The sequence below is a fragment of the Escherichia sp. WS33 genome, assembly GCF_046486385.1.
Lineage (GTDB): Bacteria > Pseudomonadota > Gammaproteobacteria > Enterobacterales > Enterobacteriaceae > ECMA0423.
In genome coordinates, this window is record NZ_JBJQLJ010000003.1 from 141,162 (window position 1) to 161,936 (window position 20,775).

The following is a 20,775-nucleotide window of genomic DNA, read 5'->3' on the forward strand; positions in this document are numbered from 1 at the left end:
GAAAGATGCATGAGCGAGCCGTTAATTGTCGGCATCCGGCATCATAGTCCGGCCTGCGCCCGGCTGGTGAAATCGTTAATCGAAAGCCAGCGGCCACGATACGTATTGATTGAAGGCCCGGCTGATTTTAATGACCGGGTAGACGAACTGTTTTTAGCCCACCAGCTTCCGGTAGCTATTTACAGTTATTGCCAGTATCAGGACGGTGCAGCCCCCGGGCGTGGTGCCTGGACGCCATTTGCTGAATTTTCGCCGGAGTGGCAGGCGCTACAAGCCGCACGTCGTATTCAGGCACAAACTTACTTCATCGATTTGCCTTGCTGGGCGCAGAGTGAAGAAGTGGACGATTCGCCTGATACGCAAGAGGAAAGCCAGGCCTTGCTGCTGCGTGCCACCCGCATGGATAACAGCGACACCCTGTGGGATCACTTGTTCGAAGATGAAAGCCAGCAAACTGCATTACCCTCTGCACTGGCGCACTATTTTGCCCAACTGCGGGGCGACTCCCCCGGAGATGCTCTCAATCGTCTGCGCGAAGCCTTTATGGCCCGCTGGATTGGATGGGCGATGCAGCAAAATAATGGCGACGTGTTAGTTGTCTGCGGTGGCTGGCACGCTCCGGTACTGGCAAAAATGTGGCGCGAATGCCCGCAGGAAATTAACACGCCAGAATTGCCGTCGCTGGCAGATGCCGTTACAGGTTGTTATCTCACCCCCTACAGTGAAAAGCGCCTTGATGTGCTGGCAGGATACCTTTCCGGAATGCCTGCCCCGGTCTGGCAAAACTGGTGCTGGCAGTGGGGCTTACAGCAGGCGGGAGAACAACTGCTAAAAACGGTTCTCACCCGTTTGCGCCAGCACAAGTTGCCTGCTTCGACCGCGGATATGGCTGCCGCTCATCTGCATGCGATGGCACTGGCACAGTTGCGCGGTCATACACTACCGTTACGCACTGACTGGCTGGATGCCATAGCAGGATCGCTGATTAAAGAAGCCCTGAATGCGCCGTTGCCGTGGAGCTATCGCGGCGTTATTCATCCCGACACCGATCCGATTCTGCTAACGTTGATAGACACATTAGCGGGTGACGGATTCGGTAAACTTGCCCCTTCTACGCCACAACCTCCTCTGCCAAAAGATGTCACCTGCGAACTGGAACGTACCGCAATCTCCCTTCCGGCGGAGCTTACCTTAAATCGCTTTAACCCCAATGGACTAGCGCAAAGTCAGGTGTTACATCGGCTGGCAATACTGGAGATCCCAGGGATTGTGCGCCAGCAGGGAAGCACACTGACACTTGCAGGCAACGGTGAAGAACGCTGGAAATTAACCCGCCCGCTTAGCCAGCATGCGGCATTGATTGAGGCCGCCTGCTTTGGTGCAACACTCCAGGAAGCCGCACGCCATAAATTAGAAGCCGATATGCTGGACGCGGGTGGAATCGGCAGTATCACCACATGTCTTAGCCAGGCGGCGTTAGCGGGTCTGGCGTCCTTCAGTCAACAATTACTGGAGCAACTCACATTATTAATCGCCCAGGAAAATCAATTTGCCGAAATGGGCCAGGCGCTGGAAGTGCTATATGCCTTATGGCGGCTGGATGAAATTAGCGGTATGCAAGGCGCGCAGATATTACAAACGACGTTATGCGCGGCTATCGATCGCACGCTGTGGCTATGTGAATCTAACGGCAGACCAGATGAAAAGGAGTTTCACGCTCACCTGCATAGCTGGCAAGCGTTGTGTCATATCCTGCGCGATCTACATAGCGGTGTGCAACTCCCCGGCATTTCTCTTTCTGCGGCGGTAGCCTTACTGGAGCGACGCAGTCAGGCAATTCATGCCCCGGCGCTGGATCGCGGCGCGGCTCATGGCGCACTGATGCGTCTGGAACATCCTAACGCCAGTGCCGAAGCGGCGCTGACGATGCTGGCGCAGTTATCCCCGGCACAATCCGGCGAAGCGCTGCACGGTTTGCTGGCGCTGGCCCGCCATCAACTGGCCTGTCAGCCGACATTTATCGCCGGTTTCAGCAGTCATTTAAATCAACTAAGTGATGCCGATTTTATCAATGCCCTGCCCGATTTACGCGCGGCGATGGCCTGGCTACCACCACGAGAACGCGGGACGCTGGCGCATCAGGTGCTTGAGCATTATCAACTGGCGCAACTTCCCGTTTCGGCGCTGCAAATGCCGTTGCATTGTCCACCACAGGCCATTGCACATCATCAACAACTCGAACAGCAGGCACTGGCATCGCTGCAAAACTGGGGAGTTTTCCATGTCTGAACTGAACGATCTTCTGACCACCCGTGAGCTACAACGCTGGCGATTAATTCTTGGCGAAGCGGCAGAAACGACGCTTTGTGGGCTGGATGACAACGCCCGGCAGATAGACCACGCGCTGGAGTGGCTGTATGGGCGCGATCCTGAACGGCTCCAGCGTGGTGAACGCTCTGGTGGATTAGGTGGCTCAAATCTCACCACCCCTGAGTGGATCAACAGTATTCACACTCTGTTTCCGCAACAGGTGATTGAGCGACTGGAAAGCGATGCCGTACTGCGCTACGGCATTGAAGATGTGGTGACGAATCTCGACGTGCTGGAACGTATGCAGCCTTCGGAAAGCCTGCTACGCGCCGTTTTGCACACCAAACATCTGATGAATCCCGAAGTACTGGCTGCCGCCCGCCAGATAGTGCGCCAGGTTGTTGAAGAAATTATGGCGCGACTGGCAAAGGAAGTTCGTCAGGCTTTTTCTGGTGTCCGCGATCGCCGTCGCCGCTCATTAATTCCACTGGCGCGAAACTTTGATTTCAAAAGTACTCTGCGCGCCAACCTGCAACACTGGCACCCGCAACACGGCAAGTTGTATATCGAATCCCCCCGCTTTAACAGCCGCATTAAACGCCAAAGCGAACAATGGCAACTGGTCTTACTGGTTGATCAAAGCGGATCGATGGTGGACTCGGTGATCCACTCTGCGGTGATGGCGGCCTGTTTGTGGCAGTTACCCGGCATTCGTACCCATCTGGTGGCGTTTGACACAAGCGTGGTTGATCTCACGGCAGACGTTGCCGATCCGGTAGAGTTATTAATGAAAGTACAGTTGGGCGGCGGGACCAATATCGCCAGTGCCGTGGAGTATGGTCGGCAACTTATTGAACAACCAGCAAAAAGCGTCATTATCCTCGTGAGCGATTTTTACGAAGGGGGTTCATCATCATTGCTGACGCATCAGGTGAAAAAGTGTGTCCAGAGCGGCATCAAAGTGCTGGGACTGGCAGCGCTCGATAGCACCGCAACGCCTTGCTATGACCGCGATACGGCCCAGACGCTGGTTAATGTCGGCGCACAAATAGCCGCCATGACGCCGGGCGAGCTGGCATCATGGCTTGCGGAGAATCTTCAGTCATGAATTCACTACGTCCGGAATTATTAGAACTGACACCGCAGGCACTGACGGCGTTAAGCAATGCCGGTTTTGTTAAGCGCAGTCTTAAGGAACTGGAAAATGGCAACGTCCCGGAAATCAGCCATGAGAACGGCGCTTTAATCGCCACCTTCAGTGACGGTGTCCGTACCCAGCTGGCGAACAGCCAGGCACTGAAAGAGGCTCAGTGCAGCTGCGGGGCCAGCGGCATGTGCCGTCATCGCGTGATGCTGGTGTTAAGTTATCAACGACTTTGTGCCACCGTCCAGCCCACGGAAAAAGAAGAAGAGTGGGATCCGGCAATCTGGCTGGAAGAACTGGCTACCCTGCCCGATGCCACCCGCAAACGCGCGCAGGCGCTGGTCGCTAAAGGCATCACCATTGAGTTGTTCTGTGCGCCGGGCGAAATTCCCTCTGCCCGCTTACCGATGAGCGATGTGCGTTTTTATTCCCGTAGCAGTATTCGTTTCGCCCGTTGTGATTGTATTGAAGGCACACTTTGCGAACATGTCGTACTGGCTGTGCAGGCCTTCGTCGAGGCCAAAGCGCAGCAAGCAGAATTTAACCATTTAATCTGGCAGATGCGCAGCGAACACGTCACATCATCTGACGATCCGTTTGCCAGCGAAGAAGGCCAAACGTGTCGTCAATATGTTCAGCAATTAAGCCAGGCATTATGGCTTGGCGGCATCAGCCAGCCGCTTATTCACTACGAGGCAGCATTCAACCGCGCATTGCAGGCGGCAGAGGCCTGCAACTGGCGCTGGGTGAGTGAATCACTACGACAGCTACGGGCAAGCGTTGATGCCTTCCACACTCGCGCCAGCCACTATCATGCCGGAGAATGCTTACGTCAGCTTGCGGCATTAAACAGTCGATTAAATTGCGCACAAGAGATGGCCCGGCGCGACAGTGTTGGTGAAGTTCCTCCTGTGCCGTGGCGCACGGTCGTTGGCTCTGGCATTGCCGGAGAAGCAAAGCTTGATCATCTGCGGCTGGTGTCTTTAGGTATGCGTTGCTGGCAGGATATTGAGCATTATGGTTTACGCATCTGGTTTACCGATCCCGACACCGGCAGTATTTTGCACCTTTCGCGCAGTTGGCCGCGAAGTGAACAGGAAAACTCACCGGCAGCTACGCGTCGGCTGTTTAGTTTTCAGGCTGGCGCACTGGCGGGTGGGCAAATTGTTTCACAAGCAGCAAAACGCAGTGCCGATGGCGAGCTGCTGTTAGCTACCCGCAACCGCTTAAGCAGCGTTGTGCCGCTGTCGCCTGATGCCTGGCAAATGTTGAGCGCGCCGTTACGCCAGCCGGGCATTGTGGCTTTGCGGGAATATTTACGCCAGCGTCCCCCCGCCTGCATACGGCCTCTTAATCAGGTCGATAACTTATTTATTCTGCCGGTCGCTGAGTGTATTTCGCTCGGTTGGGATAGCAGCCGCCAGACGCTGGATGCGCAGGTAATCAGCGGCGAAGGTGAAGATAATCTCCTGACGTTATCCCTTCCGGCATCTGCCTGTTCTCCTTTTGCCGTTGAACGCATGGCGGCGCTTTTGCAACAAACAGACGACCCCGTGAGTCTGGTTTCTGGCTTTGTCAGTTTTGTTGATGGGCAATTGACACTGGAACCACGGGTGATGATGACAAAAACCCGCGCCTGGGCGCTGGACGCGGAAACTGCGCCTGTGGCACCGCTACCTTCTGCCAGCGTTTTGCCTGTGCCGTCTACCGCTCATCAGTTGCTGATGCGCTGCCAGGCGTTACTTATTCAACTGCTCCATAACGGCTGGCGCTATCAGGAACAGAGCGCTATTAGTCAGGCAGAGTTGCTGGCGAATGACCTCTCCGCGGTCGGTTTTTATCGGCTGGCACATGTGTTGGGACAATTTCGTAATACAGAAAGCGAGGCACGGGTAGAAGCAATGAATAACGGTGTTTTACTTTGCGAACAATTATTCCCCATGCTTCAGCAACAAGGATGAAATAGTGCTTTTTACTAAGAGTTCTACTCCAGTTCCGGACTGCTCACGTCACGGTATTAGGCATATTCTATATAGCCCCTGGTGAGAGTCACCAGTTTCTTGATTAAATAAAATGGAGTTTTACATGAAGGCTTTCAATAAGCTGTTTTCCCTCGTTGTTGCATCTGTTCTGGTTTTCTCTCTTGCTGGCTGCGGTGACAAAGAAGAATCGAAGAAATTCAGCGCCAATCTGAACGGCACTGAAATTGCCATTACCTATGTCTACAAAGGTGACAAGGTGCTTAAGCAATCTTCTGAAACCAAAATTCAATTTGCTTCTATTGGTGCAACCACCAAAGAAGACGCTGCCAAGACACTTGAGCCGTTAAGCGCCAAATACAAAAACATCGCGGGTGTTGAAGAAAAATTAACCTATACAGATACCTACGCGCAGGAAAACGTGACTATCGATATGGAAAAAGTGGATTTTAAAGCCCTGCAGGGTATTTCAGGAATCAACGTTTCTGCTGAAGATGCCAAAAAAGGTATCACTATGGCGCAAATGGAACTGGTGATGAAAGCCGCTGGTTTTAAAGAAGTGAAATAATCTGTCGGCGGCCATGTTTCGCATGGCCGCCATACCCGTCTTAGCTTTTCTTCACATGCTGGCGCGCTGCCAGTCCACGCAGAAAATAACGTAAAAATTGATCGCCGCATTCGCGGAAGTTTTTATGATCCGGTGCGCGCATCATCGCTGTAATTTCCGGCATCGAAACGCGGAACTGCTGTTCGGTGAGGATAGCCAGAATGTCATCGGTTTTCAGCGAAAACGCGATGCGTAATTTTTTCAGCACGATGTTGTTATTAATGCGACGTTCCGGCTCCAGTGCCGGAGCAGACTCATCCTTGCCGCGTTTTTCATAAATCAGGCCGTTGAGGAATGACGACAAAACAATGTCCGGACAACGCTGAAAACCCTCTTCGTCTTCTTTACGTAGCCAGACGGCGATCTGTTCCGCGGTGGCTTCGACATTACCCAGCGCCAGAATACGCACCAGGTCATTATTATTGGCTTTCAAAATGTAGCGCACGCTGCGCAGAATATCGTTACTTAGCATGAGGCCTTCAGGTGTTGATGAGGCAAAAAGCCATTTTAGCAGTCTTTTACAGGCCAATCGCCTCTTTTAAGCTTTTCAGATAACGGCGGCTGACCGGCACGGTTAAGCCATTACGCAAAATCAACTCGGCCTGGCCGTTATCTTCCAGACGAATCTCCTGTAAATGCGCGAGATTAACCAGATACTGACGATGGCAGCGCAGTAGTGGTGTACGACTTTCCAGGGTACGTAATGTCAATTCGGTAAAGCCCTCTTTCCCTTCGTGGCTGGTAACGTAGACACCGCTCATCCGACTGCTGACAAATGCCACATCTTTCATTTGCAGCAAATAAATCCGACTATGCCCCGTACAAGGGATAAATTTCAGCGCCTGTTGATTTTCCGGTAACAGCGAAACATCCTGCTTGCTGCGCTCCTGACGCAATCGCGCCAGCGTTTTCTCCAGTCGCGCTTCATCAATTGGCTTCAGCAGATAATCAAAAGCATGTTCTTCAAAGGCTTTAATAGCGTATTCGTCAAACGCGGTGAGAAAAACAATATACGGACGATGTTCCGGATCGAGCATCCCCACCATTTCCAGACCACTGATGCGCGGCATCTGGATATCGAGAAACAGCACATCCGGGCGCAGTTTATGCACCGCGCCGATCCCTTCCACGGCGTTTGAACACTCTCCAACGATTTCAATATCGCTCTGCTCCTGCAAAAATACGCGCAGGTTCTCCCGTGCTAACGGTTCATCATCGACAATTAAGACTTTAATCATGCCTCGTCCCTCCATGGTAGTCGTAACGTTATTCGGGTGTAACTATCAGGCTCACAGGCGACGCTTATCCCATAGTCATCGCCAAACCGTTCACGTAAACGCTTATCCACCAGATTCATCCCCAGCCCACTGGCATTGGTTACCGGTTGATACAAACCGGCATTGTCTTCGATCTCCAGCATCAAATGTTGCCCCTCACGTCGGGCGCTGATTGCCACTCGCCCTGTATCCAGCAGTTGTGATGTCCCATGTTTAATGGCGTTTTCCACTATCGGTTGCAGGGTAAACGCGGGCAATTGCTGCTGGGATAATTCTTGCGGAATAGCAATGTTGACCTGCAACCGCGACTGGAAGCGCGCCTTTTCAATTTGCAGATAAGCGTTCACATGTTCAATTTCGTCGGCGAGAGTAACAAACTCCGAAGGCCGCTTTAAGTTTTTGCGGAAAAAAGTGGAAAGATACTGCACCAGCTGGCTGGCCTGTTCGCTGTCGCGGCGGATCACCGCTTTAATGGTGTTAAGCGCATTAAACAAAAAATGAGGATTCACCTGGGCGTGAAGCAGTTTGATTTCTGACTGGGTGAGCATCGCTTTTTGCCGCTCATATTGCCCGGCAAGAATCTGCGCCGAAAGCAGTTGCGCAATCCCCTCGCCCAGCGTGCGGTTTATTGAACTGAATAAACGGTTTTTGGCTTCATACAATTTGATGGTGCCCATCACGCGCTGATTTTCGCCACGCAACGGAATTACCAGCGTCGACCCCAGTTTGCATTGCGGATGCAAAGAGCAACGATAAGGTACTTCGTTGCCATCAGCGTAGACCACTTCACCGGTTTCAATCGCTTTTAAGGTGTAAGTCGAAGAAATCGGTTTGCCGGGTAAATGGTGGTCGTCACCAATTCCGGTAAAGGCCAGCAATTTCTCTCGATCGGTAATCGCGACTGCACCAATATCCAGCTCCTGATACAGCACCTGAGCCACTTTCATGCTGTTCACTTCGTTAAACCCCTGTCGCAAAATGCCTTCCGTCGAGGCTGCCACTTTCAGCGCAGTGGCAGAAAAAGCAGAAGTGTATTTTTCAAACATCGCGCGTTTATCGAGCAATATACGCATAAACAGCGCCGCGCCGACGGTATTGGTGACCATCATTGGTGCAGCAATATTACTCACCAGACGCACCGCATCTTCATAAGGTCGGGCGATCGCAAGGATGATCAGCATTTGCACCATTTCAGCGACGAACGTGACGGCACCGGCGGTAATGGGGTTAAAGACTTTATCAGTGCGCCCGCGACGGATCAGGATGCTGTGTACCAGGCCGCCGAGCAATCCTTCAACGATGGTTGAGATCATGCAACTTAGCGCGGTCATGCCCCCCATCGAATATCGATGTAAGCCGCCGGTCAGACCAACCAGCCCACCGACGACCGGACCGCCGAGTAAGCCGCCCATTACCGCGCCTATCGCACGGGTATTGGCAATAGAATCGTCAATGTGCAACCCAAACCAGGTGCCCATGATGCAGAAGATGGAAAAGACGATGTAGCAGAGAAATTTATGCGGCAGACGAACCGTGACCTGCATTAACGGTATGAATAATGGCGTTTTACTCATTAACCACGCAATGACTAAAAAAACGCACATCTGCTGAAGCAGCAGCAACACCAGATTAAAATCGTACATACCCGCAAACCACACTTCCCTTTAAAACGCGTAACATACATTGCCTGCGTTTAACTTTCTTTGAACTCTTGCAGAAAAATGAGAATTCGTGAGTACGATCACTCAAAATCGCCTGGCAAAAATAAAATCACCCTATAGATGCACAAAAAACGGGCAAAACTACCTGGTTCGCAAAACTGCGTCTAAAGTTAAACCGGGACCTCGCGAGCAAGGGTGAGACGATGGCGCTTTACACAATTGGTGAAGTGGCGTTGCTTTGTGATATTAACCCTGTCACGTTACGCGCGTGGCAGAGGCGTTACGGGTTGCTGAAACCGCAACGGACAGACGGCGGTCATCGACTGTTCAACGATGCCGATATTGACCGTATCCGCGAGATCAAACGCTGGATCGACAACGGCGTGCAGGTCAGCAAAGTTAAAATGCTGCTCAGTAATGAAAATGTTGATGTGCAGAACGGCTGGCGCGATCAGCAAGAAACATTACTGACCTACCTGCAAAGCGGCAATCTGCATAGCCTGCGAACGTGGATCAAAGAGCGCGGTCAGGATTACCCCGCCCAGACACTCACCACACATCTGTTTATTCCTCTGCGCCGACGGCTTCAGTGCCAACAACCGACTCTCCAGGCGCTGCTGGCGATCCTCGACGGCGTACTGATCAACTACATCGCCATTTGTCTGGCTTCGGCACGTAAAAAACAGGGTAAAGATGCGCTGGTGGTTGGCTGGAATATTCAGGATACCACCCGTCTGTGGCTGGAGGGCTGGATTGCCAGTCAACAAGGATGGCGCATTGATGTCCTCGCCCACTCGCTCAATCAACTACGCCCTGAACTATTCGAAGGCCGTACATTGCTGGTGTGGTGCGGTGAAAATCGAACCTCCGCCCAACAGCAGCAACTCACCAGTTGGCAAGAACAAGGCCATGATATTTTCCCACTCGGCATTTAATGATTCGTTAACAAATGCGCTTTACTGTACAATCCTTTCGTTAACATAAGGAGTGCAATATGCGCATAGCTAAAATTGGGGTCATCGCCCTGTTCCTGTTTATGGCGTTAGGCGGAATTGGTGGCGTCATGCTCGCAGGTTATACCTTTATTTTGCGTGCTGGCTAAGCGCCTGCACCAGCCTTTCAAACAGGCGGTCTGCGATGATCGCCGCCAGTGCCACCAGTAACGCCCCCTGGATCACATACGCGGTATTAAATCCGCTAAGCCCGATGATGATGGGCGTACCCAGCGTGCTGGCCCCTACCGTTGAGGCGATCGTCGCCGTACCAATGTTGATAATCACCGAAGTTCGCACGCCCGCCAGAATCACCGGAGCCGCCAGCGGTAGCTCGACCTTACGCAGTCGCTGACCACGACTCATTCCCATACCTTTCGCAACTTCTGTCACGCTGGCATCAATCGCTCCCAGCCCGGCAAGTGTCGCCTGCAGGACGGGCAGCACACCGTAAAGGATCAAGGCGATAATCGCTGGTTGCAGACCAAAGCCGATCACCGGAACGGCAATCGCCAGCACTGCGACAGGCGGAAAAGTCTGTCCAACGGCGGCAATAGTTTCCACCAGTGGGCGAAATTCCGCGCCCCACGGGCGAGTGACAGCAATTCCGGCACCAGTGCCAATGATCACCGCAAACAAACTCGAAATTCCCACCAGCCAGAAATGAGCCAGTGCCAGAGCTGCAAAACTTTCTTGCTGATAAACGGGTCGTGGCAGTTGTGGGAACAAGGCAGCAAACAGCGGCTGGCTGTAAGGCAGCCAGAAAATCAGTGCCACAAACAAAGCAATGAGCCAGAACAGCGGATCGCGCAACATTTTCATACGCTTACGCCTCCTCCAGCAGATCCTGAAAATGCAGCGTGCCGCAAGGCTGGCCCTGCGTGTTCATCACCGGCAGCACCTCGCATCCCCGCGCGACAAACAGGGAGAGCGCATCGCGTAGCGTCATCTCTTCTGCCAGTGCCTCACCTTCTGCCCGTTCTTCGCGACGCACGTAATCCGCCACACTACGTAACGAAAGCAGGCGCACCCCCAGTTCACTACGTCCAAAAAACTGGCGGACAAAATCATTCGCCGGACGAGTCAGCATCGTCAGCGGATTCCCCTGCTGCACCACTTCACCGTGATCCATCAATACCAGATGTTCTGCCAGCCTTAGCGCCTCATCAATATCATGAGTGACCAGCACAATAGTGCGCCCCAGCAAACGGTGAATGCGCGTCATCTCTTGTTGCAACGCGCCGCGCGTTACCGGGTCCAGTGCGCCAAAAGGTTCATCCATCAGTAAGACTTGCGGATCGGCAGCCAGTGCGCGCGCCACTCCCACACGTTGCTGCTGACCACCGGAAAGCTGATGCGGATAACGCTCACGCAAATTTGACTCCAGCCCCAGTAGCGTCATTAATTCGTCGATACGATCGTCAATCCGTGCCCGCGACCATTTTTGTAATTGCGGCACGGTAGCGATGTTTTGCGCCACGCTCCAGTGGGGGAACAGGCCAATAGATTGAATGGCATAGCCCATCCGGCGGCGCAACTCCAGTACTGGCAGCGAGCGAATTTCTTCTCCGGCAAAGCGGATCTCTCCGCTGTCATGTTCCACCAGGCGGTTAATCATTTTCAAGGTGGTGGATTTGCCGGAGCCAGATGTGCCAATCAGCACCGAAAAACTCCCTTCCTGAAAATTGAGATTAAGATCGTTAACGGCTTTTTGTGCGCCAAACAGTTTGCTGACATGGCTAAATTCAATCATTACGTTTCACCTTCAGCAGTGCGATAAGCAAATCGAACAGGGCATCGATCAGCACCGCCAGAACAATTACCGGGATCACCCCCAGCAACACTAAATCAATGGCGCTGCTTAGCAGCCCCTGGAAAACCAGCGCACCAAAACCGCCTGCGCCGATTAACGCCGCAATCACCGCCATACCTACAGTTTGCACCATCACCACCCGCAGGCTGCGCAGAAATACCGGTAACGCCAGCGGTAACTGAACATGCAGGAATCGCTGCGCCCCGCTCATCCCCATCGCTCTGGCGCTCTCCAGCACATCGCGCGGGATCTGGTTCAAGCCTACTACCACGCCGCGCACCAGCGGCAGCAAGGCATAGAGCACCAGCGCAATCAGTGCGGGTGTCATTCCGGTTCCTGCTATGCCGAGCTTCCCCAGCCACGGAAAGGCCGTCACCAGCGCGGCAAGCGGCGCAATCAACAGGCCAAAGAGCGCCACCGAAGGCACGGTCTGAATGACATTGAGCAGAGAAAAAATTGCCCCCTGCCGCGCAGTGGAAAAGTAGCACCAGATGCCCAACGGCACACCAATCACTAACGCAGGCAGCACCGCACCAAACAGCAACGTCAGATGTTGTGCCAGCGCGTCGTCAAACACATCCTGACGGTTGGCGTATTCTTTCATTAGCGAGAGATCGTTAAGCGTGCCGGAGTACAGCAACCACAGCGGAATAATGGCAATCTGCATATGCAACAACCAGCGCCACAGCGGATGCGTGGAGATTCGGCGGATGGCATCGCTACAGGCCAGCAATGCCAGCGCCGCAGCCAGCCAGAAACCACTGCCGAGGCTGGTACGCGCCAGCGCACTGCCATTTTGCGCCAGTTGGGTCGCCGCTTTTCCAGCTCCCCACACCAGCAATACGAAGACGAATTGCGCCAGAATGAGTGCAAAAATGCTGCCTTTTTTAGCGGGAATAAAACAGGCTGTCAGCCAGGCGCAACCAAAGCCCACCAGCATCCAGATCGTTTGCGGCCACAGCTGCCAGAGATGTCGCCCTTCACCCGAGACTAAACGATTAGGCGCGTAGCTGATAAACGGCAGCGCTGCTGCGATTGCCGTCAGCAACAGCAGCAGCGCCAGAACAGGATTAATACGTAGATAAGTCACGGGAAATTACTTCGTCCACCCTTTTTGTTTCAGGTAGTCGGCAGCCACTTTTTTGGCATCCAGTCCTTCCACTGCAATGCTGGCATTCAGTTGCTGCAATGTTTTTGCATCGAGGCTGGCGAAGACTGGCTGTAGCCACTGTGCCATTTGCGGATACTCTTTCAGCACCGACTCACGCACCACTGGTGCAGGCGCGTAGATAGGTTGCACGCCTTGCGGATCGCTTAAGGTTTGCAGCCCCAGCGCCGCTACCGGGCCGTCAGTGCCGTAAGCCATTGCAGCATTAACGCCAGAGGTTTGCTGGGCAGCGGCTTTGATCGTCACCGCCGTGTCGCCACCAGCCAGTGACAGCAACTGATCCTGACCGAGCTTAAAGCCATAGGCTTTTTCAAACGCGGGTAACGCATCGGCGCGTTCGATAAACTCTGCCGAGGCTGCCAGTTTGAAGGTGCCGCCCTCTTGCAGATAACGACTCAGGTCGGCAAGCGAAGTGAGTTTATTTTTCTCTGCCACATCCTGACGCACGGCGATAGTCCAGGTGTTATTTGCAGGCGCGGGCGTCAGCCAGATTAACTTGTTGTGCTCCGAATCGAGCTTTTTGACTTTCTCGTAACCTTGCTGCGCGTTTTTCCACGCTGCATCGTTTTCATCTTTAAAGAAGAAAGCGCCATTGCCGGTATATTCCGGATAGATATCCAGTTCACCGGAAGTAATCGCCCCGCGCACCACAGGAGTCGTTCCGAGTTGCACTTTATTCACCGTCGGTACGCCGTGGCTTTCCAGCACCTGCAAAATGATATTGCCGAGTAGCGCACCTTCGGTATCGATTTTTGAACCGACTTTAACGGGGGAAGCCGCCTGTAGCGGCAGGCTCACGGCTGCCAACATAACCAGTGAACCTGCCCAGAGCTTTAAGAGTGGCATGATGCTTTCCTCATTCTTTTACTGTTGTTTTCAGCGAATTAAGAGAAAAGCATAGTTGATAATGGCGGGGTTAGCTTGAGCGGAAGGATTCAGTTGCAGAATCAGATAAATACTTAAGAGGCATATTCGGTCCGGCGTTTCCTGCCGGATGCGGCGCGAGCGCCTTATCCGGCCTACAAAGGGCGCAAACGTCGCGCCCTTACTAAAGCATTACAGCAACTCAAACTCGCCTTTCTTAACGCGTGCGGAATCAGTGCCGATAAATACATTGAACTTGCCAGGCTCGGCGTCATATTTCATCTGTTGATTCCAGAACTTCAGCGCCTCAATATCGATCGGGAAGCTGACAGTCTGAGTTTCGCCCGGTTTCAGGGTGATTTTCTCAAAGCCTTTCAGCTGTTTCACAGGGCGACTCATGGAAGCCGTCACATCCTGCAAGTACATCTGCACTACCGTGGCCCCCTCGCGCTTACCGGTGTTCGTCACCTGCACGCTGGCAGTCACTTTGCCGTCACGCTTCATGGTCGGCGCAGAAAGTTTCACATCAGAGACGGTGAAAGTGGTGTAGCTCAGCCCATAGCCGAACGGATACAACGCCCCGTTAGCTTCATCAAAATAACGCGAAGTGTATTTGTTCGGCTTGTCGGCATTATACGGGCGACCGGTATTCAGATGGCTGTAGTACACCGGGATCTGCCCGACAGAACGCGGGAAGGACATTGGCAGCTTGCCAGACGGGTTGTAATCGCCAAACAATACATCGGCAATTGCATTACCGCCTTCAGTCCCCGCAAACCAGGTTTCCAGAATCGCATCAGCCTGCTGATCTTCTTTCACCAGCGCCAGCGGACGCCCGTTCATCAGCACCAGCACCAGCGGTTTACCGGTGGCTTTCAGCGCCGCAATCAAGTCACGTTGGCTTTGCGGAATAGTGATATCGGTCCGGCTGGAGGCTTCGTGCGCCATCCCCTGTGCTTCACCGACTACAGCCACCACCACATCAGATTGTTTCGCCGTCTGCACCGCTTCATCAATCATCTCTTGCGGCGAGCGCGGATCGACTTTGACCGCTTCTTCATACTGATTCAGGAAATCGATAATGCCTTTGTCACTGGTAACGTTCGCCCCTTTGGCATACAGCACTTTACCGTTTTCACCGACGGCATTTTTGATCCCGGTCAGTACGGTCACGGATTGATCGGCAACACCGGCTGCGGACCAGCTGCCCATCACGTCACGTTTACTGTCCGCCAGTGGCCCAACCACCGCAATGGTGGCCGATTTTTTCAGCGGTAACGTTTCGAGACGGTTTTTCAGCAACACCAGGCTTTCGCGCGCCACTTCACGCGCTTCTTTACGGTGCAGGCGGCTTTCGGCATTGGTATCCACCGGGTCAGACTCTTTCGGCCCCAAATGGCTGTATGGGTCGTTAAACAATCCCATATCATATTTAACGTTCAGTACATGGCGGGCAGCATCGTCCAGCTCTTCCATCGTCACTTTGCCGGATTTGATCAACCCAGGCAGATACTTCGAGTAATACTCGTCGCTCATACTCATGTTGATTCCGGATTTCAGCGCCACGCGCACCGCATCTTCCGGGTCTGCCGCCGTGCCATGTTTAATCAGCTCTTTGATTGCACCGTGATCGGAAACGGTGATGCCTTTAAAGCCCCACTGGTCGCGCAGAACATCTTTCAGCAGCCAAGAATCGGAGGTGGCTGGCGTGCCGTTCAGCGAGTTCAGCGCCACCATCACCGCGCCGCTGCCTGCGTCCAGCCCCGCTTTGTACGGCGGCATATAATCATTAAACAGGCGCTGCGGACTCATATCGACGGTGTTGTACTCTTTACCGCCTTCTACCGCGCCGTATGCGGCAAAGTGTTTGACGCTGGTCATCACCGAGTAGCGATCTGCCGGGCTTTTACCCTGCATCGCTTCCACCATGGTTTTACCCATTGTTGAGGTGAGATACGTATCTTCGCCAAAACCTTCGGAAGCACGTCCCCAGCGCGGATCGCGCGAGACATCGACCATCGGTGCCCAGGTCATATTCAGGCCATCATCTGCCGCTTCATAAGCAGAGACACGTCCGACCGTTTTCACTGCATCGAGGTTAAAAGACGAGGCCAGACCGAGGCTAATCGGGAACACCGTGCGCTGACCGTGCAGCACGTCGTAAGCAAAGAAAAGAGGAATTTTCAGGCGGCTTAATTCCATCACCTGATCCTGCATGGCGCGGATATCCTGACGGGTTACGGTGTTGAAAATCGCCCCAACCTGACCGTCTTTGATCATCTCGCGGATCGCCTCTTTCGGGTTATCCGGGCCGACGCTGATTAAGCGCAGCTGACCAATTTTCTCATCAACTGTCATTTTCTTAAGCAGTTCGGTGACGAACGCATCCCGCGCTTCGGGCGTTAATGGATGGTTGCCGAATAAATCATCCGCCAGTGCTGGCTGCAGGGCCAGACTCACCGCGATTCCTACTGAACATAGCCATTTCATATGGATTTTTCTTCCTCTGTTGCCCGACGAGGCAGCGAAAATGGTGCAAAAACCGTAGTTTGCCATAAGCATGATGGAGAGAGAAAAAGAATGCTCAGTTTATTGTCTGAATTTTCAAAATATTCACTCGCTGAATTGTCATACAAGGCGCTATTCTAGTTTGTGATATTTTTTCGCCACCACAAGGAGTGGAAAATGTCTTCCATGACAACAACTGATAATAAAGCCTTTTTGAATGAACTTGCCCGTCTGGTCGGTCATTCACACCTGCTCACCGATCCCGCAAAAACGGCCCGCTATCGCAAGGGCTTCCGTTCTGGTCAGGGCGACGCGCTGGCTGTCGTTTTCCCTGGCTCACTACTGGAATTGTGGCGGGTGCTGAAAGCCTGCGTCACCGCCGACAAAATTATTCTGATGCAGGCTGCCAATACAGGCCTGACCGAAGGATCGACGCCAAACGGTAACGACTATGATCGCGATATCGTGATCATCAGCACCCTGCGTCTCGACAAGCTGCACGTTCTCGGCAAGGGCGAACAGGTGCTGGCCTATCCGGGCACCACGCTCTATTCGCTGGAAAAAGCCCTCAAACCGCTGGGACGCGAACCGCACTCAGTGATTGGATCATCGTGTATAGGCGCATCGGTCATCGGTGGTATTTGTAACAACTCCGGCGGCTCGCTGGTGCAACGTGGCCCGGCGTATACCGAAATGTCGTTATTCGCGCGTATAAATGAAGACGGCAAACTGACGCTGGTGAACCATCTGGGGATTGATCTGGGCGAAACGCCGGAGCAGATCCTTAGCAAGCTGGATGATGATCGCATCAAAGATGACGATGTGCGTCACGATGGTCGTCACGCCCACGATTATGACTATGTCCACCGCGTTCGTGATATTGAAGCCGACACGCCCGCACGTTATAACGCCGATCCGGATCGGTTATTTGAATCTTCTGGTTGCGCCGGGAAGCTGGCCGTCTTTGCAGTACGTCTTGATACCTTCGAGGCGGAAAAAAATCAGCAGGTGTTTTATATTGGCACCAACCAGCCGGAAGTGCTGACCGAAATCCGCCGTCATATTCTGGCTAACTTCGAAAATCTGCCGGTTGCCGGGGAATATATGCACCGGGATATCTACGATATTGCGGAAAAATACGGCAAAGACACCTTCCTGATGATTGATAAGTTAGGCACCGACAAGATGCCGTTCTTCTTTAATCTCAAGGGACGCACCGATGCGATGCTGGAGAAAGTGAAATTCTTCCGTCCGCATTTTACTGACCGTGCGATGCAAAAATTCGGTCACCTGTTCCCCAGCCATTTACCGCCGCGCATGAAAAACTGGCGCGATAAATACGAGCATCATCTGCTGTTAAAAATGGCGGGCGATGGCGTCGGTGAAGCCAAATCGTGGCTGGTAGATTATTTCAAACAGGCCGAAGGCGATTTCTTTGTCTGTACGCCGGAGGAAGGCAGCAAAGCGTTTTTACACCGTTTCGCCGCTGCGGGCGCAGCAATTCGTTATCAGGCGGTGCATTCCGATGAAGTCGAAGACATTCTGGCGTTGGATATCGCTCTGCGGCGTAACGACACCGAGTGGTATGAGCATTTACCGCCGGAGATCGACAGCCAGCTGGTGCACAAGCTCTATTACGGCCATTTTATGTGCTATGTCTTCCATCAGGATTACATAGTGAAAAAAGGCGTGGATGTGCATGCGTTAAAAGAACAGATGCTGGAACTGCTACAGCAGCGCGGCGCGCAGTACCCTGCCGAGCATAACGTCGGTCATTTGTATAAAGCACCGGAGACGTTGCAGAAGTTCTATCGCGAGAACGATCCGACCAACAGCATGAATCCGGGGATCGGTAAAACCAGTAAACGGAAAAACTGGCAGGAAGTGGAGTAAAAATTACGGATGGCAGAGTATCGCCATCCGAATTCACTTAATCGTTCTGTGCCGTCTGCCCCGCCGCCATTTGGGCGGCTTTTTGTTTTTTATAGCTCAACGCTGCTGCCGGCACAGGCATCACTTTACCGGTTTCAATCCAGGTACGCAGGCGGCTGGCATCGGCAAAATGGGTATATTTGCCAAACGCGTCCATCACTACCAGCGCCACCGGTTTATTATTGATAACCGTACGCATCACCAGACAATGGCCCGCCGCATTGGTAAAGCCGGTTTTGGTTAACTGAATATTCCAGTTATCGCGATACACCAGATGATTAGTATTGCGGAACGGCAGCGTATACGTCGGGTTAGAGAAGGTTGCCATATCTTCCCGGGTAGTACTTAACTGCCCGATCAACGGATATTGTTTGCTGGCAATGAGCAGTTTGGTTAAGTCACGGGCAGTTGAAACGTTATGCACCGACAATCCGGTAGGTTCAACAAAGCGCGTGTTGTTCATTCCGAGCGATTTCGCTTTCGCATTCATTGCCTTAATAAAGGCTTTGTAACCACCGGGATAATGGTGCGCAAGGCTTGCCGCCGCGCGGTTTTCTGAAGACATCAGCGCCAGCAACAGCATATCTTTACGGCTGATTTCGCTATTCAGTCGTACGCGCGAATAGACCCCTTTCATCTCCGGCGTCTGGCTGATATCCACTTTTAGTTTTTCATCCAGCGGCAGTCGTGCATCCAGCACAACCATCGCGGTCATTAATTTGCTGATAGACGCAATCGGACGCACCAGATCCGGGTGGTTCGAATAGATCACTTTGTTGGTATTCAGATCAACAATCATCGCGCTACCGGAGGCAATTTCCGGTTGTGAAGCGGTGGTAGCGGCTGCCGTTTTCGCAACGGCCTGCGGTGCCAAAGGCACAGCCAGCATCAGGGCCAGGCTAAATAAAGAAACTCGAAATTTCGGCATGATGAGCATTCAGATAGTGGTTCACGCGCACGGGTTGCGCACCGCCGGAGTAAGGATTTACTGAGGCTAGCGACGCCATCATAACGAGCAAAAAGTGCGATCGTCAAAGGAGAATCGTGAGGAAATGCTGCATTGCTGACATTTACGCCAGCAATGCAACGTCAAAGAACTTTCTAGAACAAACGATAATCGTAGCCCCATAGTATAACGGTTAGGGCGAGCAGCACTTCCAGTACCAGCACGCCAATCGCCAGCGTCGAACTAGAGAAGCTAAGGCCTTCCTCTTTGTTGATATTCAGGAAGCTCGGAATACCAAGGTAAAGCAGGTAGCCGGTGTAAAACAGCGCCACCGTGCCGACCAGCGCACACAACCAGACCAGCGGATAAAGCGCCACCAGACCGCTTAAAAACAGCGGAGTTGCAACGTAGCCCGCGAAGACCATGCAGTGCGCAAGTGACGGACGCTGCGGATAATTACGCGCCATCCACCAGATGACCCGCCCCATTACCGCAACCCCAGCCAGCATAACGCCATAAAACAGGACAGCCAGCGCCAGTCCGGTAAACCAGGATAACTTCAGGATAGTGCCATCGCCAAAATTCCAGCCAATCTGTGTAGTGCCAATGAAGGCGCAAATCACCGGAATCGCCGCCATCAGCAAAACGTGGTGGGTGTAATGGTGAGAAATCGTTTCGTTTTCGCGATTAATCACCTGCATTTCACGATCGGGATGGGAAAACAGTCCCCAGACATGGCTCATACCGCCCCCTTGTTGTGAGTTCATGAACCTGACAGTTCAAGTATAAGTCAGCTTGTGATTATTTTTTGTTCGCTCATGTAATTTGCACCGTCTGATGTACGTCCTTTTTCAGCGTGAATGATTTCCAGGGTGTATGCTTACAGGCAACCAAAGGGAGACAGACTGGCCTATGGATCTCAATACACTCATCTCACAATATGGTTATGCCGCGCTGGTGATCGGTAGCCTGGCGGAAGGTGAAACCGTGACTTTGCTGGGAGGCGTTGCGGCGCATCAGGGGCTATTAAAGTTCCCGCTGGTGGTACTTTCTGTGGCGCTTGGCGGCATGATTGGCGACCAGGTGCTTTATCTGTGCGGGCGGCGGTTTGGCGGCAAGCTGTTACGCCGTTTCTCGAAACATCAGGATAAAATTGAGCGGGCGCAGAAACTTATCCAACGCCATCCGTATCTGTTTGTCATTGGTACGCGCTTTATGTATGGCTTTCGGGTGATTGGCCCGACGCTGATTGGTGCCAGCCAGCTGCCGCCGAAAATCTTTCTGCCGCTTAATATTCTCGGCGCATTTGCCTGGGCGTTGATTTTTACCACTATCGGTTACGCTGGTGGTCAGGTGATTGCGCCGTGGTTGCACAATCTCGATCAGCATTTGAAGCACTGGGTCTGGTTGATTCTGGTCGTGGTTCTGGTGGTAGGCGTGCGCTGGTGGCTGAAACGACGCGGGAAGAAAAAGCCGGATAATCAGGCGTAAAACCATTGCCCTGGATAAGGCGTTCGCGCCGCATCCGACATCCGGTGCACCATGCCTGATGCGGCGCTTGTGCGTCTTATCAT

The 20,775-nt window shown here is 52.9% G+C and carries 18 protein-coding genes; 8 read left to right on the forward strand and 10 right to left on the reverse strand.

Annotated features, from left to right (window positions below; genetic code table 11):
• The first annotated feature begins 9 nt into the window (after window positions 1-9).
• The 4 genes from ACJHXA_RS04110 to ACJHXA_RS04125 all read left to right on the forward strand — a co-directional run bounded on the left by ACJHXA_RS04110 (window position 10) and on the right by ACJHXA_RS04125 (window position 6,001).
• Window positions 10-2,289, forward strand: a complete 2,280-nt coding sequence (locus ACJHXA_RS04110) for a DUF5682 family protein (RefSeq protein WP_001294423.1) — start codon at window positions 10-12, stop codon at window positions 2,287-2,289.
• Window positions 2,282-3,418, forward strand: a complete 1,137-nt coding sequence (locus tag ACJHXA_RS04115) for a vWA domain-containing protein (RefSeq protein WP_001533072.1) — start codon at window positions 2,282-2,284, stop codon at window positions 3,416-3,418. Before ACJHXA_RS04110 ends, ACJHXA_RS04115 begins: the two co-directional genes overlap by 8 nt.
• Window positions 3,415-5,415, forward strand: a complete 2,001-nt coding sequence (locus ACJHXA_RS04120) for an SWIM zinc finger family protein (RefSeq protein WP_001317947.1) — start codon at window positions 3,415-3,417, stop codon at window positions 5,413-5,415. The genes ACJHXA_RS04115 and ACJHXA_RS04120 overlap by 4 nt, the downstream gene beginning before the upstream one ends.
• 124 nt (window positions 5,416-5,539) lie before the next feature.
• Window positions 5,540-6,001, forward strand: coding sequence for a YehR family lipoprotein (locus ACJHXA_RS04125; protein WP_001295429.1), 462 nt, complete (start codon window positions 5,540-5,542; stop codon window positions 5,999-6,001).
• 40 nt (window positions 6,002-6,041) lie between these two features.
• Here ACJHXA_RS04125 and ACJHXA_RS04130 read toward each other — a convergent pair whose 3' ends face one another.
• From ACJHXA_RS04130 to btsS, 3 genes are read right to left on the reverse strand one after another with little or no spacing between them, the layout of a single operon-like run.
• Window positions 6,042-6,512, reverse strand: a complete 471-nt coding sequence (locus ACJHXA_RS04130; protein WP_001295430.1) for a DUF1456 family protein — start codon at window positions 6,510-6,512, stop codon at window positions 6,042-6,044.
• Window positions 6,513-6,558: 46 nt separating this feature from the next.
• The gene (btsR, locus tag ACJHXA_RS04135) at window positions 6,559-7,278 is read right to left on the reverse strand and encodes a two-component system response regulator BtsR (protein WP_000598641.1); all 720 of its coding nucleotides are present in this window, start codon (window positions 7,276-7,278) and stop codon (window positions 6,559-6,561) included.
• Window positions 7,275-8,960, reverse strand: a complete 1,686-nt coding sequence (gene btsS, locus ACJHXA_RS04140) for a two-component regulatory system sensor histidine kinase BtsS (protein ID WP_001295431.1) — start codon at window positions 8,958-8,960, stop codon at window positions 7,275-7,277. Before btsS ends, btsR begins: the two co-directional genes overlap by 4 nt.
• A 221-nt stretch (window positions 8,961-9,181) precedes the next feature.
• Here btsS and mlrA point away from each other — a divergent pair, with 221 nt between their 5' ends.
• Window positions 9,182-9,913, forward strand: a complete 732-nt coding sequence (mlrA, locus tag ACJHXA_RS04145) for an HTH-type transcriptional regulator MlrA (RefSeq protein ID WP_001240401.1) — start codon at window positions 9,182-9,184, stop codon at window positions 9,911-9,913.
• 59 nt (window positions 9,914-9,972) lie between these two features.
• Window positions 9,973-10,080: a protein YohO gene (locus ACJHXA_RS04150; RefSeq protein ID WP_001216963.1), complete on the forward strand. Its 108-nt coding sequence runs from the start codon at window positions 9,973-9,975 to the stop codon at window positions 10,078-10,080.
• On the opposite strand, the gene yehW is transcribed toward ACJHXA_RS04150, so the two are convergent.
• From yehW to bglX, 5 genes are all read right to left on the reverse strand, one after another.
• Entirely contained in the window at window positions 10,061-10,792 is a 732-nt protein-coding gene (gene yehW / locus ACJHXA_RS04155) for a glycine betaine ABC transporter permease YehW (RefSeq protein WP_000783120.1), read from the reverse strand. The genes ACJHXA_RS04150 and yehW overlap by 20 nt on opposite strands.
• 4 nt (window positions 10,793-10,796) lie before the next feature.
• Window positions 10,797-11,723, reverse strand: a complete 927-nt coding sequence (gene yehX / locus ACJHXA_RS04160; protein ID WP_000569325.1) for a glycine betaine ABC transporter ATP binding protein YehX — start codon at window positions 11,721-11,723, stop codon at window positions 10,797-10,799.
• A complete protein-coding gene (gene yehY, locus ACJHXA_RS04165) occupies window positions 11,716-12,873 on the reverse strand; it encodes a glycine betaine ABC transporter permease YehY (protein ID WP_000221772.1) in 1,158 nt (385 codons plus the stop codon). The genes yehX and yehY overlap by 8 nt, the downstream gene beginning before the upstream one ends.
• Window positions 12,874-12,879: 6 nt before the next feature.
• Window positions 12,880-13,797 (reverse strand): glycine betaine ABC transporter substrate-binding protein OsmF, encoded by a 918-nt coding sequence (osmF, locus tag ACJHXA_RS04170; protein ID WP_001130307.1) that lies wholly within the window; start codon window positions 13,795-13,797, stop codon window positions 12,880-12,882.
• A gap of 210 nt (window positions 13,798-14,007) precedes the next feature.
• Complete coding sequence (gene bglX / locus ACJHXA_RS04175; protein WP_000871512.1) at window positions 14,008-16,305, reverse strand: beta-glucosidase BglX; 2,298 nt, start codon at window positions 16,303-16,305, stop codon at window positions 14,008-14,010.
• A gap of 195 nt (window positions 16,306-16,500) precedes the next feature.
• Here bglX and dld point away from each other — a divergent pair, with 195 nt between their 5' ends.
• Window positions 16,501-18,216, forward strand: a complete 1,716-nt coding sequence (dld, locus tag ACJHXA_RS04180) for a D-lactate dehydrogenase (RefSeq protein WP_000097369.1) — start codon at window positions 16,501-16,503, stop codon at window positions 18,214-18,216.
• A gap of 37 nt (window positions 18,217-18,253) precedes the next feature.
• Here dld and pbpG read toward each other — a convergent pair whose 3' ends face one another.
• The gene (gene pbpG / locus ACJHXA_RS04185; RefSeq protein WP_001367079.1) at window positions 18,254-19,183 is read right to left on the reverse strand and encodes a D-alanyl-D-alanine endopeptidase; all 930 of its coding nucleotides are present in this window, start codon (window positions 19,181-19,183) and stop codon (window positions 18,254-18,256) included.
• A gap of 173 nt (window positions 19,184-19,356) precedes the next feature.
• Window positions 19,357-19,944, reverse strand: coding sequence for a Yip1 family protein (locus ACJHXA_RS04190; protein WP_001533076.1), 588 nt, complete (start codon window positions 19,942-19,944; stop codon window positions 19,357-19,359).
• 169 nt (window positions 19,945-20,113) lie between these two features.
• Between ACJHXA_RS04190 and ACJHXA_RS04195 the strand changes: the two genes are divergently transcribed.
• Window positions 20,114-20,692 carry a DedA family protein gene (locus tag ACJHXA_RS04195; protein ID WP_000365433.1) on the forward strand — a complete coding sequence of 193 codons (579 nt, stop codon included), beginning with the start codon at window positions 20,114-20,116 and terminating at the stop codon, window positions 20,690-20,692.
• Window positions 20,693-20,775: the final 83 nt, after the last annotated feature.